Source organism: Paraciimarium castrense LEGE 11436 (assembly GCF_056633055.1).
In genome coordinates this window covers 262,469-288,922 of the sequence record NZ_JBSJOW010000002.1, presented here as the reverse complement: position 1 = coordinate 288,922, position 26,454 = coordinate 262,469, and the positions used below count along the sequence as shown (strand labels likewise).

At 68.4% G+C, this 26,454-nt stretch carries 26 protein-coding genes and 1 tRNA gene; 12 read left to right on the top strand and 15 right to left on the bottom strand.

Features of this window, described 5'->3' with window-relative positions:
- Positions 1-3 precede the first annotated feature (3 nt).
- From lpxC to ACWJIO_RS05240, 4 genes are read right to left on the bottom strand one after another with little or no spacing between them, the layout of a single operon-like run.
- Complete coding sequence (gene lpxC, locus ACWJIO_RS05255; protein ID WP_480311847.1) at positions 4-867, bottom strand: UDP-3-O-acyl-N-acetylglucosamine deacetylase; 864 nt, start codon at positions 865-867, stop codon at positions 4-6.
- On the bottom strand, positions 867-3,179 hold the full coding sequence (locus tag ACWJIO_RS05250) for a BamA/OMP85 family outer membrane protein (RefSeq protein WP_480311846.1): 2,313 nt from the start codon (positions 3,177-3,179) through the stop codon (positions 867-869). The genes lpxC and ACWJIO_RS05250 overlap by 1 nt, the downstream gene beginning before the upstream one ends.
- 42 nt (positions 3,180-3,221) lie before the next feature.
- Positions 3,222-3,989, bottom strand: a complete 768-nt coding sequence (gene purC / locus ACWJIO_RS05245) for a phosphoribosylaminoimidazolesuccinocarboxamide synthase (protein ID WP_480311844.1) — start codon at positions 3,987-3,989, stop codon at positions 3,222-3,224.
- Positions 3,986-4,840, bottom strand: a complete 855-nt coding sequence (locus tag ACWJIO_RS05240; RefSeq protein WP_480311842.1) for a hypothetical protein — start codon at positions 4,838-4,840, stop codon at positions 3,986-3,988. The genes purC and ACWJIO_RS05240 overlap by 4 nt, the downstream gene beginning before the upstream one ends.
- A 280-nt stretch (positions 4,841-5,120) precedes the next feature.
- On the opposite strand from ACWJIO_RS05240, the gene purD reads away from it, so the two are divergent.
- Both purD and ACWJIO_RS05230 read left to right on the top strand, forming a co-directional pair.
- Positions 5,121-6,419, top strand: a complete 1,299-nt coding sequence (gene purD / locus ACWJIO_RS05235; RefSeq protein ID WP_480311841.1) for a phosphoribosylamine--glycine ligase — start codon at positions 5,121-5,123, stop codon at positions 6,417-6,419.
- On the top strand, positions 6,416-8,461 hold the full coding sequence (locus ACWJIO_RS05230) for an ATP-binding protein (RefSeq protein ID WP_480311839.1): 2,046 nt from the start codon (positions 6,416-6,418) through the stop codon (positions 8,459-8,461). The genes purD and ACWJIO_RS05230 overlap by 4 nt, the downstream gene beginning before the upstream one ends.
- Positions 8,462-8,481: 20 nt before the next feature.
- On the opposite strand, the gene kaiC is transcribed toward ACWJIO_RS05230, so the two are convergent.
- From kaiC to ACWJIO_RS05215, 3 genes are read right to left on the bottom strand one after another with little or no spacing between them, the layout of a single operon-like run.
- Complete coding sequence (gene kaiC, locus ACWJIO_RS05225; protein ID WP_480311838.1) at positions 8,482-10,020, bottom strand: circadian clock protein KaiC; 1,539 nt, start codon at positions 10,018-10,020, stop codon at positions 8,482-8,484.
- Positions 10,021-10,069: 49 nt separating this feature from the next.
- Entirely contained in the window at positions 10,070-10,498 is a 429-nt protein-coding gene (gene kaiB / locus ACWJIO_RS05220; RefSeq protein WP_480311836.1) for a circadian clock protein KaiB, read from the bottom strand.
- A 36-nt stretch (positions 10,499-10,534) separates the two neighbouring features.
- Positions 10,535-11,497: a circadian clock protein KaiA gene (locus ACWJIO_RS05215; RefSeq protein ID WP_480311835.1), complete on the bottom strand. Its 963-nt coding sequence runs from the start codon at positions 11,495-11,497 to the stop codon at positions 10,535-10,537.
- Positions 11,498-11,654: 157 nt separating this feature from the next.
- On the opposite strand from ACWJIO_RS05215, the gene rplU reads away from it, so the two are divergent.
- Together rplU and rpmA are read left to right on the top strand one after the other, a co-directional pair.
- A complete protein-coding gene (gene rplU / locus ACWJIO_RS05210) occupies positions 11,655-12,014 on the top strand; it encodes a 50S ribosomal protein L21 (protein WP_480311833.1) in 360 nt (119 codons plus the stop codon).
- 82 nt (positions 12,015-12,096) lie between these two features.
- Positions 12,097-12,363, top strand: a complete 267-nt coding sequence (gene rpmA / locus ACWJIO_RS05205) for a 50S ribosomal protein L27 (protein ID WP_186698911.1) — start codon at positions 12,097-12,099, stop codon at positions 12,361-12,363.
- Between the two features lie 39 nt (positions 12,364-12,402).
- On the opposite strand, the gene ACWJIO_RS05200 is transcribed toward rpmA, so the two are convergent.
- Positions 12,403-13,155 carry a class I SAM-dependent methyltransferase gene (locus ACWJIO_RS05200; protein ID WP_480311830.1) on the bottom strand — a complete coding sequence of 251 codons (753 nt, stop codon included), beginning with the start codon at positions 13,153-13,155 and terminating at the stop codon, positions 12,403-12,405.
- A gap of 42 nt (positions 13,156-13,197) precedes the next feature.
- Positions 13,198-13,899 carry a queuosine precursor transporter gene (locus tag ACWJIO_RS05195; protein ID WP_480311826.1) on the bottom strand — a complete coding sequence of 234 codons (702 nt, stop codon included), beginning with the start codon at positions 13,897-13,899 and terminating at the stop codon, positions 13,198-13,200.
- A gap of 44 nt (positions 13,900-13,943) precedes the next feature.
- Here ACWJIO_RS05195 and truB point away from each other — a divergent pair, with 44 nt between their 5' ends.
- Positions 13,944-14,831 carry a tRNA pseudouridine(55) synthase TruB gene (gene truB, locus ACWJIO_RS05190; RefSeq protein WP_480311824.1) on the top strand — a complete coding sequence of 296 codons (888 nt, stop codon included), beginning with the start codon at positions 13,944-13,946 and terminating at the stop codon, positions 14,829-14,831.
- A gap of 39 nt (positions 14,832-14,870) precedes the next feature.
- On the top strand, positions 14,871-15,668 hold the full coding sequence (locus ACWJIO_RS05185; RefSeq protein ID WP_480311823.1) for a YebC/PmpR family DNA-binding transcriptional regulator: 798 nt from the start codon (positions 14,871-14,873) through the stop codon (positions 15,666-15,668).
- A 19-nt stretch (positions 15,669-15,687) separates the two neighbouring features.
- On the opposite strand, the gene ACWJIO_RS05180 is transcribed toward ACWJIO_RS05185, so the two are convergent.
- The gene (locus ACWJIO_RS05180; RefSeq protein WP_480311821.1) at positions 15,688-16,449 is read right to left on the bottom strand and encodes a glucosamine-6-phosphate deaminase; all 762 of its coding nucleotides are present in this window, start codon (positions 16,447-16,449) and stop codon (positions 15,688-15,690) included.
- Between the two features lies 1 nt (position 16,450).
- The gene (locus ACWJIO_RS05175; protein ID WP_480311820.1) at positions 16,451-17,779 is read right to left on the bottom strand and encodes a SpoIID/LytB domain-containing protein; all 1,329 of its coding nucleotides are present in this window, start codon (positions 17,777-17,779) and stop codon (positions 16,451-16,453) included.
- A gap of 91 nt (positions 17,780-17,870) precedes the next feature.
- Here ACWJIO_RS05175 and rnz point away from each other — a divergent pair, with 91 nt between their 5' ends.
- Both rnz and psbV read left to right on the top strand, forming a co-directional pair.
- Positions 17,871-18,914 carry a ribonuclease Z gene (gene rnz, locus ACWJIO_RS05170; RefSeq protein WP_480311819.1) on the top strand — a complete coding sequence of 348 codons (1,044 nt, stop codon included), beginning with the start codon at positions 17,871-17,873 and terminating at the stop codon, positions 18,912-18,914.
- Positions 18,915-19,027: 113 nt separating this feature from the next.
- Positions 19,028-19,561 carry a photosystem II cytochrome c-550 gene (gene psbV / locus ACWJIO_RS05165; RefSeq protein ID WP_480311818.1) on the top strand — a complete coding sequence of 178 codons (534 nt, stop codon included), beginning with the start codon at positions 19,028-19,030 and terminating at the stop codon, positions 19,559-19,561.
- A gap of 31 nt (positions 19,562-19,592) precedes the next feature.
- Here psbV and ACWJIO_RS05160 read toward each other — a convergent pair whose 3' ends face one another.
- From ACWJIO_RS05160 to serA, 4 genes are all read right to left on the bottom strand, one after another.
- Entirely contained in the window at positions 19,593-20,048 is a 456-nt protein-coding gene (locus ACWJIO_RS05160) for a hypothetical protein (protein ID WP_480311970.1), read from the bottom strand.
- A 109-nt stretch (positions 20,049-20,157) separates the two neighbouring features.
- Positions 20,158-20,457 carry a ferredoxin gene (locus ACWJIO_RS05155; RefSeq protein WP_480311817.1) on the bottom strand — a complete coding sequence of 100 codons (300 nt, stop codon included), beginning with the start codon at positions 20,455-20,457 and terminating at the stop codon, positions 20,158-20,160.
- A gap of 165 nt (positions 20,458-20,622) precedes the next feature.
- Positions 20,623-21,546, bottom strand: coding sequence for a 50S ribosomal protein L11 methyltransferase (gene prmA, locus ACWJIO_RS05150; protein ID WP_480311816.1), 924 nt, complete (start codon positions 21,544-21,546; stop codon positions 20,623-20,625).
- 29 nt (positions 21,547-21,575) lie between these two features.
- Positions 21,576-23,162 (bottom strand): phosphoglycerate dehydrogenase, encoded by a 1,587-nt coding sequence (gene serA / locus ACWJIO_RS05145; protein WP_480311814.1) that lies wholly within the window; start codon positions 23,160-23,162, stop codon positions 21,576-21,578.
- 86 nt (positions 23,163-23,248) lie between these two features.
- On the opposite strand from serA, the gene ACWJIO_RS05140 reads away from it, so the two are divergent.
- The 4 genes from ACWJIO_RS05140 to murD all read left to right on the top strand — a co-directional run bounded on the left by ACWJIO_RS05140 (position 23,249) and on the right by murD (position 26,398).
- The gene (locus ACWJIO_RS05140) at positions 23,249-23,752 is read left to right on the top strand and encodes a hypothetical protein (RefSeq protein WP_480311813.1); all 504 of its coding nucleotides are present in this window, start codon (positions 23,249-23,251) and stop codon (positions 23,750-23,752) included.
- Complete coding sequence (locus ACWJIO_RS05135; RefSeq protein ID WP_480311812.1) at positions 23,752-24,534, top strand: photosystem II electron transport protein, Sll1252 family; 783 nt, start codon at positions 23,752-23,754, stop codon at positions 24,532-24,534. Before ACWJIO_RS05140 ends, ACWJIO_RS05135 begins: the two co-directional genes overlap by 1 nt.
- A 338-nt stretch (positions 24,535-24,872) precedes the next feature.
- A tRNA-Val gene (locus ACWJIO_RS05130) sits at positions 24,873-24,944 on the top strand.
- 35 nt (positions 24,945-24,979) lie between these two features.
- Positions 24,980-26,398: a UDP-N-acetylmuramoyl-L-alanine--D-glutamate ligase gene (murD, locus tag ACWJIO_RS05125; protein ID WP_480311811.1), complete on the top strand. Its 1,419-nt coding sequence runs from the start codon at positions 24,980-24,982 to the stop codon at positions 26,396-26,398.
- Positions 26,399-26,454: the final 56 nt, after the last annotated feature.

Sequence of the window (26,454 nt, the reverse complement as noted above, 5' to 3'; positions counted from 1 at the left end):
GGGTCAAGCGGCAAACGACGAACGGGGCAGGTCCGCCAGGGCGGCCGCGAGGGCAGTGTGGAGCCCATGGGAGCCCCGGAAGGCAAACACCTGGGCCCGGGGCAGGCCGACCAAGGCCAGGTCGCCCACCAGGTCCAGGATTTTATGGCGCACCGGTTCATCGGCAAACCGGAGCGGCGGGTTGAGCCAGTGATCGCCATCACAGACGAGGGCGTTGTCGAGGGCACCGCCCTGGATCAGGCCAGCCGCCCGCAGCTGCTCCACCTGGGAGAGCAGGCCGAAGGTGCGTGCCGGGGCGATCTCCGCGACGAACGTTGCCGGGCTGAGCTCCAGGCCATAGAGCTGGCGACCGATCGCCGCCTCGCCGAACTCGATGCCGGCCCCCAGCCTCAGGCCTGACGCCGGCAGGGCCGTGATGAAGCCAGCCCCCTGGTGCAGCGTGAGTGGAGCCTCCAGCTGGGGCGACGGCGGCGCGCCGTCCACAGGAACCAGTCCGGCTTCAGCGATCGCGTCCACCCAGGGCAGGGCGGAGCCATCGAGCAGGGGAACTTCCGGCCCATCCACCAGGATTTCGGCCTGGCTGACGCCCGTGCCGGCCAGGGCGGCCAGCAGGTGCTCCACGGTGGCCAGCTGACGGCCCCCCAATGCCACCGCCGTGCAGAGGGTGGTGCCGTGGACCGCCGCCGGGCCCAGCTGCAGCAGGGGAGCATCCGGTTGCTGGTCCAGCCACCCCAGCCAGTACCCCGGCCGCCGGGACGACTGCAACCTGACCCGGGAGTGAGCGCCGCTGTGCAGACCCACACCGGAGCGCTCCACGGCAGCTCCCAGGGTCCAGGCCCGGGAATAGTCAGAGGGCCAGAGCCCCACTAGAACTTCCAGCCCACACCGAGGTTGAAGCGCCAGTTGTCGGTGAAGTTCTCCGTGGCCACCTCCAGCCGCAACGGCCCCACCGGGGTGGTGACGATCACGCCAATCCCCGGCGAGAAGCCCTCACCCTCCTTGCCGAGCAGGCCACCCGGGTTGCCGGGGATGTCGCTCTGGGTGCCGAAGGTGGTGCCGGCGTCAAAGAACACCGAACCGCTGACGATGCTGAACAGGGGGAATCGGTATTCGACCGTGAACTCGGCATAGCTCTTGCCCACCCCCAGGTCGCAGTCGAAGTAGCCCCGCACCGAGTTGCCACCACCGAGACAGAAGGCCTCGTAGGGGGGGATGTCATCGCCGAGCAGGGTGCCGGCGGATACCTGAAAGGCCAGGGCCTGCTTGCAATCGCGGGTCTCGCCGGGCTTGGGACGGCAGCCCTTGTAGATCTTCAGCCAGTCCACCGGGATGAAGTGGGTGAAGGTGGTGCGGAGGCGGTTGAAGGTGGGGGAATCATCGCCGATGGAGATGAATTGTTCGGTGCCGATGCTGAAGAAGTTGCCGCTCGTGGGATTGCGGGGGTCGTCCAGGGAGCTGAAGGTGGCGCCGACCCGGAAGCTGAGCAACTGGTTTTCCGAGGCGCAGTTGAAGGCCAGGCAGATCACCTGATTGCTGCGCACCCGCGCCGGCTGAGGCAGGTCGTCGTCGACGCCGACCACGGCCTGGTTGAACTTGGAACCCGAGAAATTCATCGGCGTGACCTCCTGGCCGCCGAAAGCCAGGATCAGGTTCCAGGGGGCCCGCTTGAAGGGATTCCCACCATTGAGGGGGCGGATGAACTGCACGTTGGCTCCGACCCGCTGGATCGCCACGGTGTCAAAATTGGTGCGCACCTCGGCGAAGGGGCCGGAGGTGTCCACCGGACTGTTGGTGACGACATCAAAATCAGCGCCGTTGAAGTCCTGCAGGTTGAAGGTGGTGTCGTTGTTCTCACTCTGGAACAGCTGCGGCACCTCCCGGCTGAAGAAGATTCGGGTGCGGAAAGAAGTGCGGAAGCGATCACCCTTGATCCAGGGATCGGTGAAGGTGATGTCGCCCAGGCCACCGAACTGGCCATAGGAGAAGTTGGTGCCCAGATTCCAGGCCCTGCCAAGCAGATTGCTCTCCTGCAGCTGGATCTGTCCAAACACGCCCTGGGTCTGGCTGTAGCCGATGCCGCCGGAGATGGAGCCGGTGGACTGCTCCACCATGCCCAGCACGATCACCACCTTGCCGGGTTCGGCGGGCACCGGTCGCAGGGTGACCTTGACATCGCCGAACAGACCGGTGCCGTAGAGGCGCCGGATGTCTTCCTCCAGCTGACGGCGGTTGAAGACATCTCCGTTCTTCATGGAGATCTCCCGGGTCACCACCCAGGGCTTGCTCTTGCCGCGGATCGGCTCGCCCTTGTCGTTGGTGGCCGAACCCTCCTTGTCGAGGAACTGGACCTCCACCCCCTCCACGAGGCCTTCCCGCACCAGCAGTTCGACCGTGCCGTCCGGACTCACCCGGGTGGGGCCGGTGACGCGGGCCAGGGAATAGCCCTCATCCGCATACCACTTCTGCAGCTCCTGCATGCGGGACTGCAGGGCGTTCAGGTTGAGGGTCTTGCCGAAGTCAGGGGCAAAGGTGTCGGTGACCACCTGCTCCGGCAACTTCAGATCGGTCGGCTCCAGATCCACGGCCTGCAGCACCGGGTTGGGCACCACCGAGACGATCAGCCTCACCCCCAGGGGCCCGTCCTGGGGCTGGATGCGCACATCGGAGAACCAGCCCGTGGCGTAGATGGCGGAGAGGTCGGTCTGCAGTTCGCTGCGGGTGACCCGGGTGCCAGGGGTGACGGCCATGGCGGCGTAGGCGGCCAGCTCAAGGCGTTCGCTCTCGGGATGGCCATCGAGGCCCTCCACCACAATCTCAGCGATCTGAACCCGGGGCTCCTCAGGGGCCACCGACTGCTCAGGCTCCCCGAAGGCATCAGCCGGCCCCGGGCTCTCCTGTGCAGGCCCCGGAGCCGGACCCTCTGGTGCCGGGGCCGTCTGCTGAGGTGCCGGAGTGGCCGGCTGGTCGACCGGGACGGGGATGGGGAAGTCGAACTGCCCCTCGCCCGGCGGAATGGCGCCAGGGGGTGTCTCGCCAGGCGTTGTGGGAGGACTCCCCTCCGGTTGCACTGAGGGGGCTGCCGTCTCCGGCTGCTGCTCCTGGGCCAGCGCCGGCGAGCCCGCCAGCAGTGCCAGACCGAGGAGCGGCCCAGCACTCTTCCAGCCCATTGAACCCACCATGCCAGTCACGAAGAGCGCGGGATGGCCGCAAATGCCGTGACCTTACCGGTAGACCTCCGGTTGGGGACAGACCCCTTGGAGCCGTTTGAGAACCTGCCCATAGGCCTCCACCACACCGCCGAGATCGCGGCGAAAGCGGTCTTTGTCGAGAATGCGATCGTCGCTGTCGGCAATCCCCCTGTCCCAGAGCCGGCAGGTGTCGGGGCTGATCTCATCGGCCACCACCAACTGCTGGTCCGCCGTGAAGCCCAGTTCGATCTTGAAATCCACCAGAATCAACCCCACGCTGGCCAGCACCTCCTGCAGCACGGCGTTCACCTGACGGGCCAGCCGCTCCAGCTCCTGGCGCTGGCTGGCATCCAGCAGGGCGAGATGCTGCAGGCGCGCCTCCGTGAGCAGGGGGTCAGCGAGTCCATCGTCCTTGTAATAGAGGTCGAGCAGCGGCGGCTCCAGGGGGGTGCCGGCTTCGATCGGCATCTGGCGGCAGAGAGAGCCGGCCGCCAGGTTGCGGATCACCACCTCGATCGGCACGATGCGCACCGGCCTCACCAACATCCAATGGCCGCCGTGCTCCCCCTCGCCCAATCCGAGGTAGTGGGTGGGAACACCCTGACGGGCCAGGAGCTCGAACAGCAGGGCCGAGATCTGGCAGTTGAGTTCTCCCTTGCCCACCAGCTGGGCCGTTTTGAGCGCATTGAAGGCGGTGGCATCGTCCTTGAACTCCACCGCCACCAGGTCGGGCTGGTCCGTGGCATGCACCCGTTTGGCCTTGCCTTCGTGGAGCAGGGAACCGAGGCTGTAGGCGCTCATGGCAGGGATGGGTCAGGGGGCTGGACGGCATGGCCGCCGGGATCACGGGGGGAGCGCAGCAACCGATCCAGCTGGGCGGCCCGGGCCGGATCCGCCGCAAAGCGGCGCTGCAACAACCACTCACCGTAGGCATCGTCAATCCGGCCGCTGAGCCGCAGGCGCCGCTGCAGGGCCTGGGCCTCAGCCGCCGAGAGCTGGGCCACGGGGCCGGCCGGCGCTGCGGCGAGCTGTTGGTCGAGCAGGTCGGCCACCAGCCCCCAGGCACCGCTGGCGGCGGCCTGTTCCAGGGCCCGCTCCAGCAGGCTCTGCCGCAGCCCAGGCTCGAGGCTGGTGCTGAGGGCCACGGCTCTGGCCCAGCGCCGGGCGTCGCTCTCCGGCGTGCTGCGGCTGGCCAGCAGCACCACAGCGGCCTCGTCGGGGCGGCCCAGGCTTTCGAGATGGTCGGCCAGCTGGTCGAGGGCAGAACGGCTCTTGGCCGCTGCTCCCTGCTGCGGGGTCAGGGTCAGGCTGACCTCCTGCAGACGCACCGGATCGCCCTCGGCCAACCAGCGCAGGGCCTGGGCGGCGCGCTCGTGGTCAAGGCCGGCATCGGCGGCCCGCCACTGCAGCAGCAGCCAGGCCCGGCGGCCGGGGCCGGGGGCGGGAGAACGGCGCGCCAGCACGGTCAGGGCGGCGTCGGGGGCCTCACAGCGCACCAGGGCATCGGCGCTGGCCAGCAGCGACTCCAGCCCCTGGTCCGTGGGCAGGGCCAGCAGGCGATCGTGCAGGCTGCGCAGCTGAACCGCATCCCCCGCGGCCCGGGCCTGCCGGCAGAGGTCCAGCAGTGGGGGCAGGGCCTCCAGGCCAGGCATGACCTGCGGGGCGGTCTGGGCCCTGAGCGGGTCTCCCCCTGCCCCAGGCAGCAAAGTCGCCCAGGCCAGGCCCAGCGCCAGCGCGGTGCTTCGCAATCGACCAGCCTGCATGGGGAGAGAATGGGGCGCGAGTTCAGGGACGAGACCCCTGATGGGCCAGGCGGTGGCCACTGGTCCGCGCCTGAACCTGGCAGGCCTGTCGGGCCATGCACCAGCCAGGCTGGTGGTTTCAACCTAGCCACAGAGCCCTCCTCCCTTCCCTACCCCATGCCTGAGCCCAATGGCCCCTGAGGCAACGCAGCACGATCTCCGCATCCTGGTGGTGGGATCCGGTGGTCGGGAGAACGCCCTCGGCTGGGCCCTGGCCCGCTCCGCTGGGGTTGAGCAGGTGTGGCTGAGCCCTGGCAATGGCGGCAGCGGCGATCTACCCGGCTGCCGCCAGCTGGAGATCAGCGAGGGCGATGGGCCCGCCCTGCAGCAGGGCTGCCGCGAGCTGGCCATCGATCTGGTGGTGATCGGCCCGGAGGTGCCGCTGGCGGCTGGGCTCGCTGACCAGCTCAGGGCCTGCGGTGTGGCGGTGTTCGGTCCCGGCGCCGATGGAGCCCAGCTGGAGTCCAGCAAGCGCTGGGCCAAAACCCTGATGCAGGAGGCCGGGGTGCCCAGTGCGGGCTTCTGGCCGGCCGCAAGTCGCGAGGAGGCCCTGGCGCTCCTGGAGGCCCAGGGCCGGCCCCTGGTGGTCAAGGCCGATGGCCTGGCCGCCGGCAAGGGGGTGACCGTGGCCGAAACGCTGCAGGAGGCCCGGGACGCCATCGAGGCGATCTTTGCCGGCCGTTTCGGCCCCAGCGCCTCACTGGTGCTGGAGGAGCGCACCCACGGTCCGGAGGTGTCCGTGTTCGCCCTCTGCGATGGCGAGCGGCTGCTGCTGCTGCCTCCGGCTCAGGACCACAAGCGCATCGGCGAGGGCGACACCGGCCCCAACACCGGGGGCATGGGGGCCTACGCCCCGGCGCCGCTCCTCGATGCCGCCGCCCTCGAAGCGGTGCGTCAACAGGTGCTCGAGCCCACCCTGCGGGCCCTGCGGGCCCGGGGCATTGACTACCGCGGCGTGCTTTACGCCGGCCTGATGCTGACGCCGCAGGGGCTGAGCGTGATCGAGTTCAACTGCCGCTTCGGCGATCCCGAGTGCGAAACCCTGATGCCCCTGCTGGGCGAGGAACTGGCCCAGGTGCTGCTGGCCTGCGCCAAGGGCCGGCTCGACACCGCTCCAGCCTTGAGCCTGCGCAGCGGCTGCAGTGCCTGCGTGATCGCCGCAGCCGAGGGCTATCCGGGCGCCATCCGCCAGGGCGACCCCGTGGAGGGCGTGGCCTGCCCGGGCGACGATCTGCAGATCTTCCACGCCGGCACCCTGCGCACCTCGGATGGGACCTGCGTCAGCAGCGGTGGGCGGGTGCTGGCGGTGGTGGCCCAGGCGGAGGATTTCGACGCGGCCTTCGCCAGGGCCTATGAAGGACTGGCCCAGGTGCACTTCACCGGCATGACCTACCGGCGCGATATCGGTCACCAGGTGCGCCGCCGATGAGCCCGTCGAGCAGCCCCGCTCCGCCCCCATTTTCCTGGCGCCAGGCCCTGGCGCGCTGGTGGGCCGAGTTCAGCCTGCAGACCAAGTTGCTGGCGGTGGCCACCCTGGTGGTGAGCCTGCTGATGACCGGCATCACCTTCCTGGCGCTCAACGGCATCCAGCGGGACGCCCGCATGAGCGACACCCGCTATGCCCGCGACCTGGGGTTGCTGCTCTCCGCCAACGTGACGCCCCTGGTGGCGGAGGGCAACGACCGCGAGCTGGCCATGGTGGCCGAGCGCTTCTGGCAGACCAGCCGCAGCCTCCGTTACATCTTCTTCGCCGATCCTGACGGGATCATTTATCTGGGCATCCCGATCGGCGGCACCTCGGGGGGCAGCGAACTGCTGCTGAGTCGGCGTCTGGAACTTCCCCCCGACATCCAGAAGCGGCCAGACAATCCCCTGGTGCGCCAGCACCTCACCCCCGACGGCCAGGTCACGGACGTGTTCGTGCCGCTGGTGAATGAGGGGCGCTTCTTCGGGGTGATGGCCATGGGCATCAACCCCAACGAAACCCTGCTGGCCAGCGCGGCCCTCACCCGGGAGGTGACGGTGGCCGTGTTCATCTCGATCTGGGTGCTGGTGATCCTGGGGGCCGTGTTCAACGCCCTCACCATCACCCAGCCGGTGAAGGAGCTGCTGCGGGGCGTGCGCCAGGTGGCGGTGGGCGACTTCGAAACCCGCATCGCCCTGCCGATGGGGGGGGAACTGGGGGAACTTCTGGAGGGCTTCAACGCGATGACCTCCCAGCTGGAGGTGTACAAGGCGGCCAACATCGAGGAGCTCACTGCCGCCCAGGTGAAGCAGGAATCGCTGATCGCCACCATGGCCGACGGCGCCGTGCTGCTCGATGCCGCCGGCGGCATCGTGCTGGCCAACCCCACCGCCCGGCGCCTGTTCCGCTGGGAGGGCCGCAATCTCGAGGGCCAGGAACTGATCGGCGAGCTGCCGGAACGTCTGGCCCTGGAGCTGCATTCCGCCCTCGACAACATGATCATCGGCCAGCAGGATGCCGCCGACGTGCGCTGCAGCGTCGGCGATCCCGCCCGCACCCTGCGCATCGTGCTGCAGCCGGTGCGCGATGCCAGCGGCGAATCGCTCAAGGGCATCGCCATGACCATCCAGGACCTCACCCGGGAGGTGGAGCTCAACGCCGCCCAGAGCCGTTTCATCAGCAATGTGTCCCACGAGCTGCGCACGCCGCTGTTCAACATCAAGAGCTACGTGGAAACCCTCTACGATCTAGGCGACCAGCTCTCTGACCAGGAGAAGCACGAATTCCTCGGCATCGCCAACGCCGAAACCGACCGGCTCACCAGGCTGGTCAACGACGTGCTCGATCTGTCGCGGCTGGAATCGGAGCGATCCTGGAGCTTTGAGCCGCTGGATGTGGCCGAGGCGATCGAGCAGATCCTGCGCACCTACCGGCTGAATGCCGAGGAGCGAGGCGTGAAGCTTCGGTTCGAAGCCGAAACGCTGCTGCCCAGGGTGCTCGGCAACTGGGACCTGCTGCTGCAGGTGTTCGGCAACCTGGTGGGCAATGCCCTCAAGTTCACCCCGCCCGGTGGACAGATCGTGCTGAGGGCCTATCCCTGGCCCGATCTCTGCCTGCTCCATGACCACCAGCAGCCAGGCGGTGACAGCCCCCGCTGCGAGCTCACCTCACCGCTGCCGCGGCTACGCATCGAGATTGGCGACAGTGGCTGCGGTATCTCCGAACCCGACCAGACCCGCATCTTCGAGCGCTTTTTCCGGGTCGAGAATGCCGTTCACATTGAGGCGGGTACCGGTCTGGGTCTTTCCATCGTGCGGGGCATCCTCGACAAGCACGGCACCCAGGTGAGGATGGCCAGTGAGCCTGGGGTCGGCAGCGTGTTCTGGTTTGAGCTCTCGCTTGAGGATTCCGATCAAGACGAACTCCTCCTGAGCGCAGAGCGCAGGGCCCAGAGCCTCGAAATCACCCCACTCTCCGCGACGGCTGCCGAGCCGGTGACCCTCTAAGCCATGGCCAGCCGCTGGTCTCAGCGCTCGTCGGCAACACCGCGCACAATCCGCGAGAGCTCGCTGCGCTCATCGGTGGTCACCCGGTGGGGAACACCGCTGATGATGCGTTCAAAGTTGGAGAAGGAGTCTTTGATTTCGGGGCCATTGTCGGTGATCACGAATTCGCGGATGCCCTTGTCATGCCAGGAGCCTCGCATCTTGAACACATTCAGGGCGCGGGCCATCTCACCGCGGATCTCCACATACTGAAGCAGGAGGATTGTATCGGTGATCGTGGAGATGTGGGAATCAGTGATGGAGTGGCTACCCATGAACTCCTCTGATGTGTTCGTGAAGAATCCGGCAATTTCCTCCTGCTTGGCATAGCCCGTAACCCCGATCACAAACTGGCGGAAGGCGTTGTGGCTGACGCCGCGGGCCAGGGCACTGAGCGAGTCAATGGCCATCCTCGACGGCTTGAACTGACTGATTTCGGTCTTGATGATCTGGAGGTGATCCTCCAGGCCAGTGGATTCCGGATAGGCACAGATGATCTTGAGCAGGCCATCCTGCTCCATCTGCTCAAAGTCAATGCCCCAGCTGGTGCCGTTGCGCAGCAGCTGGGCCCGGGATTCCTCGTAGGCGAACAGAATGGCGCGTTGCTTGCTGCGGCAGGCGTCTTCAATGAACTTGGACACCAGCAGCGTCTTGCCCGTGCCGGTGGCTCCCGTGGCCAGGATGATGGAGTCCTTGAAAAAGCCTCCACCGCACATCGCATCCAGCCGGGGCACCCCCGAGCTCACGCGCACATTGGAGGACCGTTGGGTGAGCCGCATCGCCCCCAGCGGGAACACGCTCATGCCATGGCTGCCCATGGTGAAGGGGAATTCGCCCTTCATGTGGGTGGTGCCCCGAAGTTTGAGAATCTCCACGGTGCGCCGGCGCCGCTCACCCTCCAGCACATTACGCAGAATCACCACATTATCGGACACAAATTCTTCAACCCCATAGCGAGCGATCGGCCCATACTCATCAATGCGCTCGGTGGTCATGACGGTGGTGACACCGATCTCCTTGAGCCGGGCAATCAGTCTGAAGATCTCCCGGCGCACCACCGAAACGGCGTCATACTGCTGGAAGACAGCGGTGATCGAATCGATGGCTACCCGCTTGGCCTTGTACTTACGAATCGCGTAGTTGATGCGCTCGATCAGACCGGAGAGGTCAAAGTTACCCGCCACGTCCTGGCCGTCAGGGTCAGGTGAAGCATCCAGCAGGAAGAGCTTGTCCTGCTCGATCATCTCCTGAAGGTCCCAGCCGAAGCTGGCCGCATTGCGCATGATATCGAGGGGCGACTCCTCAAAGGTTACAAAGATACCGGCTTCCTTATATTGCCTGATGCCGTTATAGAGAAAGTTCAACGACAGCACGGTCTTGCCGGTTCCCGACGTGCCGCTGATCAGCGTGGAGCGGCCGATCGGCAGACCACCATGACAGACATCGTCAAAACCCTCGATGCCGGTGGGCAACTTCTGGACCTGCATCAACTGGGCTTCGATCGGACTGGGTTCCTGCATGACCTGGGGAGACGTGGACAAAAGGGCTGGGGGCGGATCAATCCGCTGATCAAGCTCGGGGATTCAGGCCATCGTCAGGAAGCGATCCTTCCAGGGCGAGATCGGCCAGAGCATCATCCTCCCCAGCGAGACGCGGGACTGCCAATCCCTGGCTGCTGTGCAGAAGCTCATTGAGCTCGCCATCTTCGGTGAGCTCGTCGTAGAGCAGGTCCAGGCCGATCAGCACCCGCTCGCGGTCGCTGAGATCACCAATGATGCGGCGCACCGGCGGGGGCAGGATCTTGGTGAGCGTGGGGGTGGCCAGGATCTTGTCCTCCTCGGCCAACTGTGGATTTACGAGCACGTCGATCACCTTGAGGGCGTAGACCCCCTTGAACTCGGTTTCCAGAATGTCGCGCAGCGTTTTCAGGGCGCGCATCGAGTTGGGGGTGTTGCCCGCCACATAGAGCTTGAGAATGTAAGTTTTGCGGGGTGTCATGACAAGACTGTCCAGGTGTGCGAATCCATCTGCGCCTCAAGCCTCCGAAGGGAACGGCATCAGTGGCACATCGGGGGGGATTGAGCGGCGATACATCTCGCAGAGATGGGCCATCACATCCAGCAGAGCCAGTCTGTAATCCTGAAGAAAATCACTCTTGTGCCCCTCCAGCTGCAGGCGCTTGGAAAACAGATCGATCAGGTCCATGTGGATTTGCACGGTTGTCGTGATGGATAAATCACTGAAAAAGGCCGTGTTCACAAAGCTCTCCAGGGCCTGGTTGGCCGCTGAGGGGTTGCGGAAGTAATGGATCAGCAGATCCCGATAGCTGCGCTCCAGTGAGCGCAGCAGGTCGTCCTGCTCTCCCTTGGGCAGATTGCGCAGGAAGCGGGAGGGATCGCGCTTGTAGAACACCCCCAGCAGCCCCAGCCGCTCCTTGAGGCGGCCATCCAGTCGCCAGGGCAGGGGCGCCGGGGCCACCTGCCTGGCCCCGGCGACCTGGGGCGATGGCGCCGCGCTGGTCGCGACGGCAACCCCATCCTTCTCGGCAGAGGCTTCGGCGGCCTCGGCCCCGCTCCATGACGGCTCGCTGCCGGCGGAGCCGGTTCGGGGGTTGTCTTCAGCTGGATGGCCCAGGCCCTGTCGCAGAAAGCGCGACACCGCGGCATCCAGGCAGTAGCTCAGCTGCTCAAGCTGATCGGCCTGCAGCCTCACTTCCGCCTCGTGGAAGCTCACCTCGCCATTGACCTCCCCGATCACCACCGCGGGCAGCACCAGACCCCGCTCCGTGAGCCCGTTCAGCACCGAGCCATCCACGGCATCGGCCTCGATCAGCAGGGCGTCGAAGTCCTCCCGCAGGCGGTCGAGATCCGCCACAGGGTCGGCCAGCGGGTCGACGCTGACGAGGGTGTAGCGGCCGCCGGCCAACCAACGGGACACCCCGGCCTGCACGGTGGGATCACGGACAAGGGAAGCAACGGTGAGGGCCGACTTGGGCATAGGGGCGGTCCGCAGGCAAGGGGAATCTGGCGGACAGGTGGCCCAATGTTGACGAAAGGCAGCTTGGAATCGGAGGATTTGCCATTGTCTTTCGATTGTGCGTCAGGCCCAATCGGCCGGCGGTCCCCGCCGGCCAGCCTGACCACGCCCCATCCCCATGACCCAAGACCCCGCCGCAGCCCAGGCGCCCTACGCCATCGTGGAGGCCTCCGGCCAGCAATTCTGGCTCCAGGCCAACCGCTACTACGACCTCGACCGGCTGCCCGCCGCCGTCGATGAGACCGTCACCCTCGACAGCGTGCTGCTGGTGAACGACGGCCAGGCCGCGACCCTTGGCCAGCCCTACGTGAGCGGAGCCAGCGTCACCCTCAAGGTGATGGCTCACCGCCGCGGTCCCAAGCTGATCGTCTACAAAATGCGTCCCAAGAAGAAGACGCGGCGCAAGAACGGCCACCGCCAGGAGCTCACCCGTGTGATGGTGGAAGCCATCACTGTGGCTGGCAAGGCCCTGGGCTGAGGCCCTCTGCCCAGAACAAGCTGACCAGATCCCCGCGATCGTTTCCGTCCATCCTCATCCGCGTTCATCGCCCCCCTGATCCATGGCCCACAAGAAAGGCACAGGCTCCACCCGCAACGGCCGCGACTCCAACTCCAAGCGCCTGGGCGTCAAGACCTCCGGCGGCACGAGCGTGAGCGCCGGCTCCATTCTGATCCGCCAGCGCGGCACGTCCGTGCTGCCCGGCCTCAATGTGGGCCGCGGCTCCGACGACACCCTGTTTGCCCTCAGCGATGGCGTCGTGGGCTTTGACACCATCAAGCGAGGCCTGCGCACCCGCAAGCGCATCAACGTGGCCCTGGCCGTCTGACGCGAGCCCCAAGCCGTCTGATCTCGCCTGGCTGTGCTCTCAGCGCAGCCGGTAGGCCCTGGTGGTGATCAGGTAGGGATGGAACACCTCCAGAAAGCGCTCCTGGAGGGTGTGGAAGAAACGGTTCACCAGGACCGGGTCATCCACGTGGAATGGGTATTCGCCATTGAAGCCCTTGAAGAAATACCAGTTGAGCAGGGCGGTTCCAGAGGGTGCCAGCCGCTGGGCGAACTGTTCGAGCTGACCTGCTGGATCGGGCAGGTGCTCCAGCACGTCAAGGCACACCAGGGTGTCGAACCGCCCTGGCAGCCTGGCGTCGTCCAGGTCGCGGTGACAGGAGAGGCGCGCCCCCAGCCCCAGGCTGTCGGCCCGCGCCTGCACGCAGGCCCGGTTGTGGGGGTTGAGATCGACGAACCACACTCGCTCCACCTGCGGCAAGGCGGCCGCGGCCAGGGCATGGCTGCCGATGCCGCCGCCGAAGTCGAGCACCTGACCCTGGGCAAAGCGCTGCTGCAGCCTGAGGGTGTCGGCGATGTAGTCGGCACTGCCCAGGTGCCAGGCGGCCAGCTCCAGCAGGTGGGCCGTGCCCACGGTGTCTTCATAGAAGCGGCCGGCCTGGGCGAAGTCGAAGGCGCCGGGGTGCAGGGCGGCCAGCTGCTCGGTGCTGCTGGGCAGCTGCTGCTCCAGCTCACTGAGCTCGAGGCGGAGGTAGTCGGCCAGGTGCTGCTTGAGCGCGAAGCCATCGGCCAGAAAGCGCTCCACTCCCAGCCCCGTGCCCACTGCCGTCGTCACTGCTGCGCTGGTATCGGTGGCGCCAACTTAGTTGGCGGGGGCTCAGCCGATCTCCGCCCCCTCGCCGGGCACCTCGAGCCAGCGCCGCAACCAGGCGGTGAGGGCGTAGAAGGGCAGGGTGTCAACCAGGGCAGCCAGGGCCTTGAACAGATAGCCGCTGGCGATGTAGCTGCCGAGCTGGGGCAGCACGGCCTCGTCGGCACGGATCGGCAGCACATGGCTGGCGTAGTGGCTCACCAGCACCACCGCCGTGGTGTCCACCAGCTGGCTGCCCAGGGTGGAGCCGTTGTTGCGCAGCCACAGGGCACCGCCGCCGCTGAAGCGCTTCCAGAAATGGAACAGCCGCACATCGGCGAACTGGGCGGCCAGGTAGGCCAGCATCGAGGCCCCCACGGCGCCGAAGGCCAGGTGCTGCACCTCAAAGAAGGTGGCCTCGGGCGCTCCCGCCAGGCCCGGCAGCACGCCACCCAACCAGAGAATCAGCACCACCCAGCCATTCAGGGCCAGCCCAACCCACACCAGCTGGGTCGCCTTCTGCTCGCCCCAGAGCTCACTGATCAGGTCGGTGCAGAGGAAGGTCACCGGGTAAGGCAGAGCGCCCACCGCCACCACGATCGGCCAGGAGCCGATCGACCCCAGCTGCAGAAAGCGGGTGAGGCCCAGGATGTTCAGCATCGCCATGCTGCCCAGGAAGAGGCCGGCCAGCACCAGGAACGCCAGGTCGCGGCGCTGCTGCAGGGTCATCGGGGAGGGTGGCGTGGGACTGTTCCAGGCTGATGGGTGCCGGCATGGCTGACCAGCCCTGTGGATTTCTGGTGTTGGACAAGCCCGCCGGGCTCACCTCCCACGGCTGCGTGGCCCGGGTGCGGCGGGCCTACGGGCTGAGGCGGGTGGGTCACGGCGGCACCCTCGATCCCGCCGTGACCGGCGTGCTCCCCCTGGCGCTCGGACCGGCCACCCGGCTGCTGCCCTACCTGGTGGGCGACAAGCGCTACGAGGGCACGATCCAGCTGGGGCTCTGCACCGACACGGACGATCTCAGCGGCACCGTGCTGGAGCGCCATCCCCTGCCGCCACTGCCGCTCGACGTCCTGGAGCGGGCCCTGGCGCCCTTCCGCGGATCGATCCTGCAGGTGCCGCCCCAGGTCTCCGCCGTGCACGTGCAGGGCGAGCGGGCCTACGCCCGCGCCCGCCGGGGCGAGGCCCTCAGCCTGCCCCCCCGGGCCGTGACCATCACGCAGCTGGAGCTGCGCCACTGGGAGCCGGGCACGGGCCGCCTGCAGCTGGAGGTGCAGTGCTCGGCGGGCACCTACATCCGCTCCCTGGCGCGGGACCTCGGCACAGCCCTGGGCTGCGGTGGCGCTCTGGCGGAGCTGCGGCGCACCGGGGCGCTGGGCTTCGACCTGGCCCAGGCCGTGCCGCTCGAGGCCCTGGAGCAGCCGCCGCTGCCACCGCTGTTGAACCCGCTCGCGGCCCTCGGCCATCTGCCGCGCCGGCAGCTGGAGCCGGCCGAACTGGAGGGCTGGCGCTGCGGCCGGAGCCTGGAGGGCCAGGCGGACTGGCCACCCGGGCAGCCGGTGGCGGTGCTCGGTCCGGATGGCAACCTGGTGGGGATGGCCCTGGCCTGCGCCGCTGATCGGCTGCAACCGAAGCTGGTCTTCGATGCGCTCGGCTGAGCCGGCTCGCTCCTCCCCTTCGACCACCTCCCAGCTCCGATGGCCGGCCACAGCAAATGGGCCCAGATCAAGCGCACCAAGGCGGTGGTGGATGCCAAGCGGGGAGCTGTGTTCACCCGTCTGGGCCGGGAGATCAGCGTGGCCGCCCGCGGCGGCGCCGACCCCAGCGGCAACTTCCAGCTGCGCACCGCGATCGAGAAGGCCAAGGCCGCCGGCGTTCCCAACGCCAACATCGAGCGGGCAATCCTGAAGGGATCAGGGCAGCTCAGCGGTGGCGGGGAGCAGTTCGCTGACGTGCGCTACGAGGGCTACGGGCCAGGCGGCGTGGCGGTGCTGATCGAGGCTTTCACCGACAACCGCAACCGCACGGCCGCCGATGTGCGCCTGGCTTTCAACAAGCACGGCGGCAACCTCGGAGAGACGGGCTGCGTCGGCTATCTGTTCGAGCAGCGCGGCGTGGTGAGCCTTGGTCCTGCCCTCCCAGCAGACCGGCCCCAGGAGCTGCTGGACGTGGCCGTGCTGGAGGCACTCGAGGCCATTGAGGCCGCTGGGGGGCCCCAGACCCTGGACTACGAGCTCCAGGACAGGGGTGTTGAGCTGCACTGCCGCTTCAGTGCGCTGGAAGGCCTGCAGGAGGCCCTGCAGGGCGCCGGCTTCGCGGTGGAGGGGTGGGAGCACCGCTGGATTCCCCAGACCGCCTGCCCCCTGCACGAGGCCGAGCTGTTGCGGCGCTGCCTGGGGTTGCTCGATGCCCTGGAGGAGCTCGACGATGTGCGCAGCGTGACCTCCAACCTCGAGGCCGAGGACTCCCTGCTGGAGGCCCTGATGGCGGAGTGAATCCTGGCCTGGAGACGAGTCAGCCCCAGCTGAGGGCAGCCCGGTCGGCCAGCACCGAGACGGCCGGGTGGCCGCGCAGCCAGCTCGCCGGCAGCAGGGCGCTGGGGGGCTCCTCCAGCAGCCGCCGCAGCACAGCCGCCTTGGCGCTGCCCGTGACCACCAGCACAATCTCGCGGGCAGCGAGGATCTCGGCCAGTCCCAGGCTGATCGCCCGGGTCGGCACGGCCCCCAGGTCGCCGCCGAAGGCCCCGGCGTTCTGCTCCCGCGTCATCGCACTGAGGGCCACACAGCGGCAGGGGGCAGCGGCAGCACAGGGAGGTTCGTTGAAGCCCACGTGGCCATTGAGGCCGAGCCCAAGCACCTGCAGCCCGATCCCCCCCGCAGCGGCCACAGACGCCCCATAGCGGCCGGCCTCAGCAGCGGGATCGACGGCGAGGCCATCGGGCAGCTGCAGCTGGCTGGGCTTCAGGCCCAGGGGTCCACCCAGCCGTTCCTGCATGAACGCCGCAAACGAGCGGCCATCAGCCGGGGCCAGCCCCACGTACTCATCCAGATTGAAGCTCAGCCAGGAGCGGCTCACGGAGCGGCGCTCCGCTTCCGGGGCCCGGCGCCACTGCGCCACCAGGGCGGCGTAGACCGGCTCCATGGTGCGCCCCGTGGCCAGCCCCAGGGGCTGGCGGGGCGTGGCCAGGCGCTGCCGCCAGAGGCGCTCAGCCAGATGGTCCGCCACGGCTGCGGCGTCCTCAAACCGGATCAGCTCCAGCTCTTCAGAGCAGCTCAAGCTAGGGGTAGTGGCGCAACTGGGTGCCCCTGAAGTAGTGGCTGAGGATGGTCTCATGGCTGCGGCCCTGTTCCGCCATGGCCAGGGCGCCCCACTGGCTCATGCCCACCCCGTGGCCGAAGCCCCGACCAATGGCCAGCAGGGAAGGGGCCGGGGGCACGGAGCCTGCGGAACGAACCCCGGGAGCCATGGCACCGGTGGCCGAATCCACGACAAGGAACGGCTGGACCGAGGGGGCCCCGGCGGCCGTCAGCAGGGGCGGCGGCGGCGTGGGCAGGCCCCGGGTGAGGGGGCGGCTGGGCTCCACCACCTCAAAACGCACCTTGGTGCTGCGCAGGCCGAGGCGGCTGCGCAGCTGGGGACCGGTCACCACCAGGGTGCCGGCCGGGCCGATCACCCGGGCCTGCCGCACCCGGCCGGTGGCCGTGGTGGCCAGCACATCGATGCGCTGCACCCCGCCGGTTTCAGAAAAGGCCTGGCGCAGTGCCTCTGGGGGCAGGGGCTTCTCCCACTGGTGCACAGGACTGTTGTGGTCAAAATCAGGCACGCTCACCAGGTAGGGGAGCTGACGTGTCCAGAGATCGCCGCTGTTCTCGGTGCGGCCGCCGCTGCTGCTGTGAAAGACGGTGGTGGCCAGGCTGCCCTGGTACAGCAGCACCAGGCCGCGGGTGCTGGTCACCGCGTGGCGGGTGGATGCGGTTTCGGCCTCCACGCCTTTGTAAACCTGGCTGCTCACCGTGGCGGTGACGTCGAAGGGGGAGCCGGGTTTGCGTTGGCGCAGGGCGTAGGTGCGGGCCGCCACGGCCTGGGCCCGCAGGGCGGCCTGGGGCCAGCTGGCCGGCATCTCGCTGCCCACCACGCTCGGGAGATAGGTCTCGAGGCCGATGTGGTTGATGGCCTGGAGTGCCTGGCCCTCCCGGCGCAGCTGCAGACGGCCGCGGTAGTGACGTTTTTCAAGCTGGAACAGGGCCTCCTGGACGCCAGCGCCAGGATGGCTGGCCTCCAGCCAGAGGGTCGTGGCGGCCGGCAGCTCGCGGGCCCCGGTCTCGCTCTGGAGCTTGAGGCGCCCCGCCTGCAGCCGCAGCACCAGAGCCGTGGCCGGAGCCAGCTCCAGCAGCGGCGCCTGCTGGGCCCCACTGCGAAGCACCAGGGGCTGCCTCAGGGAACTGAGGCGGATCTCGCTGCCCTCGGCCAGCAGCACCCGGATCTCGGGCTCACCCTGCTGGGCCTGGAGTTCACTGCCACTGGGTACCAGGGCCACCACCGGCAGGGCCAGGGCCAGGGGCAGGATCGCAGCCGAGCGGCGCGAGATCACTGAGTGCAGTGCCACGGGTGGGCCGGCAAAAGGCACCTCATTGTGGCGATGCTGGTGGCGGCCCGCCAGACCCGGCGTGGCAGCATGCGCAGGAGGCACAAGGCCCGTGCAGGTCACGTTTCTCGGCACCAGCTCCGGCGTTCCCACCCGCAGCCGCAATGTTTCAGCCGTGGCGCTGCGCCTGCCCCAGCGCAGCGAGCTCTGGCTGTTCGACTGCGGCGAGGGCACCCAGCACCAGTTTCTGCGCAGCTCCCTGCGGGTGAGCCAGCTGCGCCGGATTTTCGTGACCCACATGCATGGCGACCACGTCTTCGGCCTGCCGGGCCTGCTGGCCAGCCTGGGCATGGCCGGCAGCTGCGGCGGCATTGACCTCTACGGACCAGACCGCCTGCGCGACTACCTGGAGGGGGTGCTGCACACCAGTTCCACCCGCATCGGCTATCCCCTGCGGCACCACCAGGTGCGCCAGGCGGCCGAACAGGGTCGTCTGGTGCTGGACGACGGGGATCTCACCGTGCGCTGCACCCCCCTCACCCACCGGGTGCCGGCCTTCGGTTACCGCGTGGACCAGAAACCCAGGCCGGGGCGCTTCGACGTGGCCAGGGCCCAGGCTCTGGGCATCCCGCCCGGACCCGTCTATGCGGAGCTGAAGCAGGGGCGGACCGTGACCCTGGAGGACGGCCGGATCATCCGCGGCAGCAGCCTCTGCGGCCCGCCCCAGCCCGGCGCCAGCATGGTGTATTGCACCGACACGGTGTTCTGTGAGGCCGCCGTGGAGCTGGCCCGCGGCGCCGATCTGCTCATCCACGAGAGCACCTTCTCCCATGGGGAGGCAGAGCTCGCCTACCAGCGCCAGCACTCCACCAGCACCATGGCCGCCCAGACGGCCCTGGCCGCCGGGGTCAGGCAGCTGGCCCTGACCCATCTGAGCCCGCGCTACGTGGCCGGCAACGCGGTCACCGCCGACGACCTCGTGGAGGAAGCACGGGCCATCTTTGCCAACACGCTGCTGGCCAAGGACTTTCTGACCCTCGATGTACTGCCCGGCCCCGCCGAGCCACTGCCCGAGGCCGGGACTGCCCCGAGCAGCGGCCCCGCTGCCCCCAGGGCCAGCCCAGGACGCCGCGCACCGGCGGGCCCACAGCCCTAGCCCTGCAACAGTTCTCCCGACTGCGCCGCTACGGCCCCATTGCCCGTGATACAAGGTCTCCGATGCGGTTTCCGTCGCCCCACCTCCCTCTGCCACACCGCCGGCTTCCCCCAATGGCCTCAACCTTCTCCCCATCTGCCCTTCGCAGAGTGCTGCGGGCTGCCGCCCGTACCCTGCTGGCGCTGCCCCTGGCCCTGCTGCTCTGCCTCGGCTTCGGCGGCCAGGCGCTGGCCGCCCAGTGGACCAGCGAGCAGCTCACCGTTCCCGCCAGCCCTGACGGCACCGCGGTGACCTTCAGCGAAGCGGAGATCAAGGGCGGTCGCAAGCTGTTCAATAACAGCTGCGGCGAGTGCCACGCCGGCGGCATCACCAAGACCAACCAGAACGTGGGGCTCGACCCTGAGACCCTGGCCCTGGCCACACCGGCCCGCGACAACATCGAGGCCCTGGTGGACTACATGAAGGACCCCACCAGCTACGACGGCGAGTACAGCATCGCCGACCTGCATCCCAGCATGCGCAGCAGCGACGTGTTCGTGAAGATGCGCGATCTCGATGACGACGACCTGCGCCTGATGGCCGGCTACATCCTGGTGGCTCCCAAGGCCCAGGGCCTGCAGTGGGGCGGCGGCAAGATCTACTTCTGAGCCCGCTGCGCTCCAGCGGTCCCGTGAAGCCTCAGCCGGTGTCCCCGACACCGGCTTTTTGCTGGCTGGAAGGCCGGGCAGAGGCCGTTGGAGGCTGCTGGTTGGCAGGGTCGAGGGAACTGGGCACCTTGCTGTACCACCACTCCTGCAGGCCGCCGCCGAGGCGCACCGGGAACAGGGTGATCACCGTGGCGGTGGGCCGGGCACCGGGCTGGAGCAGCTCCACGGCATAGGAGGGGCAGCGACGCGCGGCCAGGTCGGCGACGAAGCGCCGGCCCACCCGCCGCCAGCTGGGCTCCTTGCTGCGCCAGGCCAGCCTGCAGCACGGCCAGGGCAGGTCTTCCCGATCAAACAGCCGGCAGCAGGCCCCCAGCACCCGATAGCTGTACTGGCCGCCTGGACTGGCGTGCACACTGCCCGGCTCCAGCAACTCCTGATCGGGCCGGGGCAGCGGGTCGCTGGTGGAGACACGACCAGGACCGAGCATCGAGGCAGGGGGCGGCTGGGAGGACATGAAAAAAGCCACCCATCAGGGTGGCATGCTCAGAACTGGAAGGCGAGAGGCCTGAGGGCCTCCCGTCAGACAGCCTGGGAACTCAATAGAGCTCTTCTTCGGAGTGGGTCTTGATGGTGCAGTCGCTGGTGGGGTAAGCCACGCAGGTGAGCACGAAACCAGCTTCGATCTGGTCGTCGTCGAGGAAGCTCTGGTCAGACTGGTCAACGGTTCCGGCAGACAGCTTGCCGGCGCAGGTGCTGCAGGCACCGGCGCGGCAGGAGTAGGGGAGGTCGATGCCCTGCTCTTCAGCGGCGTCGAGGATGTACTGGTCGTCAGGAACCTCGATGGTCTTGTTGAGGCCCTCGCTCTCGTTGATGAGGGTGACCTTGTAGGAAGCCATGGAAGGGATTGGGGCTCACAGGCACCCGGGCAACCGGGCCTGTAGGACCCGCCCTTCATACATCCGCCACAGGCCGTTCCTGTCGATTTCGGGGCCCGAAGGCTGGAAGGCCAATCAAAGGGGAAGCACAGATCAGCGTGCCTTATGCGACATCCGGCCCCAGCCTCAGGCCCTGCGGATGCGCAACAGCGCCCAGCCGCTCTGCTGCCGCGCCAGGCTGCTGCGCCAGCCCTCGGCCGCGAGAACCCTCTGCAGACGCGGTGTCTGATCCTCCAGCAGGCCACTGAGCACGCCCACCCCCCCTGGGGCCAGCAGGCTGTTGAAGGCGGGGCAGAGGGCTTCAATCACCGGCGCCAGGATGTTGCAGAGCAGCAGGTCGGCTTGCTGGCCGGCCTGCAGGGCCACGAGCTCCGCCGCCGAGCCCTGGACCACCTGCAGCTGCTCGCCACAGCCGTTCATGGTGGCGTTCTCGCGGGTGGCCCGCACGGCCAGGGCATCGGTGTCGGCGGCAGCCACCCGGGTGGCGCCCTGGAGCAGGGCCGCCACGCCGAGGACGCCGCTGCCGCAGCCCAGGTCGGCCACGCTGAACTCGGCTGCAGGGCACTCTCCCGCTGACCCGTGCACCGCCAGCAGCGCCTCGATCTCCTCCAGGCAGAGGCGGGTGGTGGGATGGCTGCCCGTGCCGAAGGCGCTGCCGGGATCCATGCGGATCACCAGCCTGTCGGCGTGCTCCGCAGGCCGACTCAGCCAGGCTGGGAGGATCAACAGCCGCTGGCCCACCGGATCGGGCTGCCAGTGCTGCTTCCAGCTGCTGCTCCAGTCTTCATCGGCCTGCTGCTGCCAGGACACGGGCGGGAACGCCAGGTCGAAGGGAGCGGCCAGGCGGGCCAGGACAGCCTCCAGCTGCCGCCGCTCGGCCTCTGGCCAGTCGATGGCCGGCAGCCAGGCCTGCAGCAGCCGCTGGTCAGGCCGCTCAGGCCGATGCCGGATCGCCACCCGGGGCAGGCCCAGGTCCTGCAGCTTCCACAGCAGCGACTCCTCCAGTTCGGGCGGCACGGGGAGTTCGAGCCGCCACCAGCACAGTTCCATGGTGGATCGCAGCAGGGGAACGGACCCGGTCAGAGGGTCACCGGATGGGCCTCCTGGATGCCGGTGATCGCGTTCACGCGGGCCAGCAGGCTGGCGGGGATCGGATCATCGAGGCTGAGCACCATCACGGCATCCCCCCGCACGATGCGGCGGCCCACCTGCATCGAGGCGATGTTGACGTTGTTCTCGCCCAGCACCGAACCGATCTGGCCGATGATCCCAGGCATGTCCCGGTGGCGGGTGAACAGCATGTGGCGGCTCGGGTTCACGCTCACGGGGAATTCGTCGATGCAGGTGACCCGTAACTCCCCATCGGCGAACACGGCTCCGGTGACGCTGTGGTTGCCGAGACTGCTGCGGGAGCTGAGCTGCAGCGAGCCGCCGGCGTAGTCGCGGGCGGCGTCATCCTTCACCTCAAGCACGTGGATGCCCCGCTCCTTGGCCTCCAGGCTGGCGTTCACGTAGTTGATCGAATCGCCGAGGGCGGTGGAGAGCATGCCCTTGAGGGCGGCCACCACCAGGGGCTGGGCCGGGTGGCTGGCGAATTCGCCCTGCAGACGCACCTCCAGCTCGCTGATGGCGCCGCCGGCCAGCTGGCTCACCAGCTGCCCCAGGGTCTCGGCCAGCTGCAGGTGAGGTTTGAGCTGCTCCATCACCTCGGCGTTGAGGCCGGGGATGTTCACGGCACTGCGGGCGGGCAGGCCCTGCAGCACGTCCCGGATCTGTTCGGCCACATCGATGGCCACGTTCTCCTGGGCCTCGGCGGTGCTCGCCCCGAGGTGGGGGGTGAGCAGCAGACGCTCCTTGACGAGCCGCAGGGGCGAGTCGGCGGCCAGGGGCTCCTTGGCGTACACGTCCAGGGCGGCGCCGGCGATCACGCCGGCCTCCACGGCCTCCGCCAGGGCCGCCTCATCGACGATGCCCCCCCGGGCGCAGTTCACCAGGCGGGCAGTGGGCTTCATGGTGCGCAGCAGGGCCGCATTCACCAGGTTCTCGGTGTCGGGCGTGCGGGGCAGGTGCAGGGTGACGTAGTCGGCCTCGGCGAACAGCTCGGCCAGGGGCAGCAGCTTCACCTGCATCGTCTGGGCCCGCTCGGGGGAGACGAAGGGGTCGTAGGCGAGCAGCTCCATGCCCATGGCCTTGGCCACCCGGGCCACGTGGGAGCCGATCTTGCCGAGGCCCACCACGCCGAGTTTCTTCTTGTAGAGCTCATTGCCCACGTAGGTCTTGCGGTCCCAGCCGCCGGCCAGGGTGCTGGCGTGGGCCTGGGGCACGTGCCGCGACAGCGACAGCATCAGGGCCAGGGCATGCTCGGCGGCCGCGATCGTGTTGCCCTCGGGCGAATTCACCACCAGCACACCGCGGCGGGTGGCGGCAGGCACGTCCACGTTGTCGACGCCGACGCCGGCCCGGCCGATGATCTTGAGCTGGTCGGCGGCCTCGATCACGTCGGCCGTCACCGTGGTGCCGGAGCGGATCATCAGGGCGTCGTAGCCACCGATGCAGGCCTGGAGCTCCGCGGCCGAGAGACCGGGGCGGAGGTCCACCTGGGCCACCTCGGAGAGGATGTCGATCCCCGCCTGGTCGATGGGATCAGAGACGAGAACCTTTGTCATGCCCGGCGGGTGGGGTGGGGAAGCCGGAGGTGAAGTGTAGTGAGCAGCGAGAATCCTCTTGAAACCGATTCCTGAGGCAAAGCGGCGTGGGCACGAGCGTGGTGGTGGTGTTCAACGACCGCAAGCGGCTGAAGCAGCTCCAGGGGAGCCTGGCCGAGCGCCAGCCTCCCCTGGTGGAGCTGGTGGCCATCGGGGCCCAGGAGAGCAGCCTCGACGACGTGCCTCGCCTCAATCCGGCGGTGGCCCGCCGCATCCGGCAGCGCAACATGGCCCGCTGGCTGCTGCCCTTCGGCTTCATGGCCGGGCTCACCTTCACCTACATCACCGACCTGGACACCTTTGCCTTCGCCGGGGCCTGGAGCCAGCACCTGATCGGCGGCCTGCTGGGTCTGGTGTCGGGCTGGATGGGCAGTTTCGCCGCCTCGGCCAGTGTCAGCTCCGAGGACGACGACCGGATCCGCGGCCTGCGCAACCGCCTGGCGGAGGGCAGCTGGCTGCTGCTGGCTGAGACCGCCAGCGGCGTGGACATGCCCTGGCTGCTGCTGCAGCAGCACCGGCCCCAGGCGGTGGTGCGCCTGGCGGACCGCTGATGCTGCCCCGCCGCGACCTGCTGTCGGGCAGCCGCCATCCGGCCGAGCTGGAGGTCCTGATCGCCACCGCCGAACGGGTACTGCAGACCTGGCAGCCCATCTGGAGCGGGTTTCTGGAGGGCTCGGTGCTGGAGGAGGCCCAGCAGCGCCTGGGCGATCTGGCCGAACTGCAGCTCCATGCGGAGGGGGGCTATGCCGGGGCGGAGCGCTGCCGGCTGCTGCTCAGCCGGCGGGAGGGCGCCCAGCAGAGCGATGCCACGCGGGCAGCCCTGACCGGCCTCAGCCTGAACGGCAACTTTCTGTTCGATCCAGCCGCACCAGCCGATTTCCGCGCCAGCCTCACCGCGGCGGGGTTACCCCCTGAAGCCCTGGGCGATCTCTGGCTGCGGGGCGACCGCGGAGCCCAGGCCGTGATCATCGCCTGCTGCGCCGTGCCCGAGGCGCTGGATCTGCAGGTGCGCAGCGTGCCGGTGGCCCTGGAGCCCCTGCCCCTCGATCAGCTTCAGCCCCCAGGGCGCCGCCTGCCGCGCCGCATCGACACCGTGGAGGCCTCCCGGCGGCTGGACGCGGTCGCCTCCGCCGGCTTCGGCGTCTCGCGCAGTCGCATGGGCAGCTGGATCCGCGACGGACTGGTGCGGCTCAACTGGGCCGAGGTGACCCGCCCCGGCCAGGAGCTGGTGGCGGGCGACCGGGTGCAGTTGAGCGGCAAGGGGGAGCTGCAGGTGGAGGCGATCAACCCCACCAAGCGCGACCGCTTTCGCATCACCCTGCAACGCCGCTGATGGCGGCTGGTGCCAGGAGCTCCGACTGCTAGGTTCCAAGCATCCTGTTACGGCAGGACACGGCAACGATGGAGTCTCCGAAGGGAGATTCTGGCCGGGGGCATCCGTCCCAGGCAACCATCGACTCGCTGCACGACGGTGCCCGTTGATGACTGATCCAGGCCCCTGGCCCGGTTGACTGTCGGCAACAGCCTCTCTCCACCAGCGTTGATGTCGTTTCGTTGTCTGAGCTTCCTGGGCTGAACTTTCCGCTCCGGGAGCCGATCAGCATCAAGCTACTGGCTTGAATTCTGGATCAAGCTTCAGGCTTGAATCTCCCACTCTCGAACCCGTTTTACGGGCGATTAGCTCAGAGGTAGAGCACTACCTTGACACGGTAGGAGTCACTGGTTCGATTCCAGTATCGCCCACTTGTCTGAACCGGCGCCCTGCAGCGCCGCCCCCGATGTCCACCACGCCTCTGCGCCGTGAGGGTCTGACCGCCGTGGTGGGGATCGGACGCTCCGGCTGTGGCGCCGCCCGTTTGCTGCACCGAGAGGGCCATCGGGTGTGCGTGATCGATTCGGCCGATGCCGCCGAGCAGCGGCAACGGGCTGACCAGCTGAGGCAGCAGGGAATCGAGGCGCGCCTGGGCATCCCCCTGGAAGCCAGGGCGCTCGACAGCCTGGGACCCCAGCTGGAGCGCCTGATCCTGAGCCCAGGCATTCGCTGGGACCATCCGGCCGTGGAGGATCTACGGCGCCGCGGCGTGCGCGTGGATGGGGAACTGGTGCCGGCCTGGGAGGCCAGCCGACCCGTGCCCTGGATCGGCATCACAGGCACCAACGGCAAGACCACGGTGACCCATCTGGTGCACCACCTGCTCAGCAGCAACGGCATCGATGCGCCGATGGCCGGCAACGTGGGCCTCTCCGCCGCAGAGCTGGTGCTGGAGCGGCTGAGCGCCGCCGAGGGGCTGCCGCAGTGGATGGTGGTGGAGCTGAGCAGCTATCAGATCGAGGCGGCTCCTGTGGTGGCGCCCCGGGTGGGCCTCTGGACCACGCTCACCCCAGACCACCTGGAACGGCACGGCAGCCTGGAGGCCTACCGAGCCATCAAGCGGAGCCTGCTGGAGCACAGCGCCGTGCGCCTGCTGAATGCCGACGATCCCGATCTGCGCCGCCATGCCGAGAGCTGGCCGGCAGCCCATTGGGTCAGCGCCGGGCCGAGGCAGGCCCTGCCGCCCTCGATCCAGCCCCTGCTCTGGATCGAGCAGGGCCGGGTCTGGCAGCAGCAAGACGGCCAGAGCCACGACCTGATGGACGCCGCCTGTCTGGCGATGCCTGGGCAGCACAACCGCCAGAACATGCTGCTTGCCGCCGCCGTCGGCCTCGAAGCCGGCCTCGACGGCCCGAGCATGGAGCGGGCCTTCCGCCTGTTCCAGGGGGTGCCGCACCGGCTCGAGCGCATCGAGGTGTTGAAGGGCATCACCTATTTCAACGACAGCAAAGCCACCAACTACGACGCCGCCGAAGTGGCCGTGCGGGCCCTGGAGGGTCCCCTGGTGGTGCTGGCCGGGGGGCAGGCCAAGCTCGGTGAGGCCCGCCAGTGGCTGGATGCCCTCAAGCAGAAGGCCCTGGCGGTGGTGCTGTTCGGCGCGGCCCGCGAGCCGTTCGGGGCCCTGCTGGAGCAGGCGGGCTTCGCAGGCGCGGTGCATCGCTGTGAGGACCTGGAGGAGGCCGTACCCTTGGCCCGGCAGGCCGCCGAGAGCCTGGGTTGTCGGGCCGTGCTGCTCTCACCGGCCTGCGCCAGCTTTGATCAGTACAGCGATTTTGAGGCACGCGGCAACCACTTCCGCGAGTTGGTTCTCAACCTGAAGAGCTGATCGTGCCAGCCGCTGTCACCCCCCGGCGCTGCCCCTAGCATGGGTTTCTGGCTGGC

Excerpts from the sequence above, each read along its gene's own strand:
- ACWJIO_RS05215 (WP_480311835.1), bottom strand. The coding sequence starts at position 11,497 with ATGCCCAAGTCGGCCCTCACCGTTGCTTCCCTTGTCCGTGATCCCACC.
- rplU (WP_480311833.1), top strand. The coding sequence starts at position 11,655 with ATGACCCAAGACCCCGCCGCAGCCCAGGCGCCCTACGCCATCGTGGAG.
- ACWJIO_RS05195 (WP_480311826.1), bottom strand. The coding sequence starts at position 13,899 with ATGACCCTGCAGCAGCGCCGCGACCTGGCGTTCCTGGTGCTGGCCGGC.
- ACWJIO_RS05160 (WP_480311970.1), bottom strand. The coding sequence starts at position 20,048 with ATGCTCGGTCCTGGTCGTGTCTCCACCAGCGACCCGCTGCCCCGGCCC.
- ACWJIO_RS05250 (WP_480311846.1), bottom strand. The coding sequence starts at position 3,179 with ATGGTGGGTTCAATGGGCTGGAAGAGTGCTGGGCCGCTCCTCGGTCTG.
- ACWJIO_RS05230 (WP_480311839.1), top strand. The coding sequence starts at position 6,416 with ATGAGCCCGTCGAGCAGCCCCGCTCCGCCCCCATTTTCCTGGCGCCAG.
- serA (WP_480311814.1), bottom strand. The coding sequence starts at position 23,162 with ATGACAAAGGTTCTCGTCTCTGATCCCATCGACCAGGCGGGGATCGAC.
- purC (WP_480311844.1), bottom strand. The coding sequence starts at position 3,989 with ATGAGCGCCTACAGCCTCGGTTCCCTGCTCCACGAAGGCAAGGCCAAA.
- truB (WP_480311824.1), top strand. The coding sequence starts at position 13,944 with ATGGCTGACCAGCCCTGTGGATTTCTGGTGTTGGACAAGCCCGCCGGG.
- purD (WP_480311841.1), top strand. The coding sequence starts at position 5,121 with ATGGCCCCTGAGGCAACGCAGCACGATCTCCGCATCCTGGTGGTGGGA.
- ACWJIO_RS05155 (WP_480311817.1), bottom strand. The coding sequence starts at position 20,457 with ATGGCTTCCTACAAGGTCACCCTCATCAACGAGAGCGAGGGCCTCAAC.
- psbV (WP_480311818.1), top strand. The coding sequence starts at position 19,028 with ATGGCCTCAACCTTCTCCCCATCTGCCCTTCGCAGAGTGCTGCGGGCT.
- ACWJIO_RS05240 (WP_480311842.1), bottom strand. The coding sequence starts at position 4,840 with ATGCCTGGCCTGGAGGCCCTGCCCCCACTGCTGGACCTCTGCCGGCAG.
- kaiB (WP_480311836.1), bottom strand. The coding sequence starts at position 10,498 with ATGACACCCCGCAAAACTTACATTCTCAAGCTCTATGTGGCGGGCAAC.
- kaiC (WP_480311838.1), bottom strand. The coding sequence starts at position 10,020 with ATGCAGGAACCCAGTCCGATCGAAGCCCAGTTGATGCAGGTCCAGAAG.
- prmA (WP_480311816.1), bottom strand. The coding sequence starts at position 21,546 with ATGGAACTGTGCTGGTGGCGGCTCGAACTCCCCGTGCCGCCCGAACTG.
- ACWJIO_RS05185 (WP_480311823.1), top strand. The coding sequence starts at position 14,871 with ATGGCCGGCCACAGCAAATGGGCCCAGATCAAGCGCACCAAGGCGGTG.
- rpmA (WP_186698911.1), top strand. The coding sequence starts at position 12,097 with ATGGCCCACAAGAAAGGCACAGGCTCCACCCGCAACGGCCGCGACTCC.
- ACWJIO_RS05135 (WP_480311812.1), top strand. The coding sequence starts at position 23,752 with ATGCTGCCCCGCCGCGACCTGCTGTCGGGCAGCCGCCATCCGGCCGAG.
- murD (WP_480311811.1), top strand. The coding sequence starts at position 24,980 with ATGTCCACCACGCCTCTGCGCCGTGAGGGTCTGACCGCCGTGGTGGGG.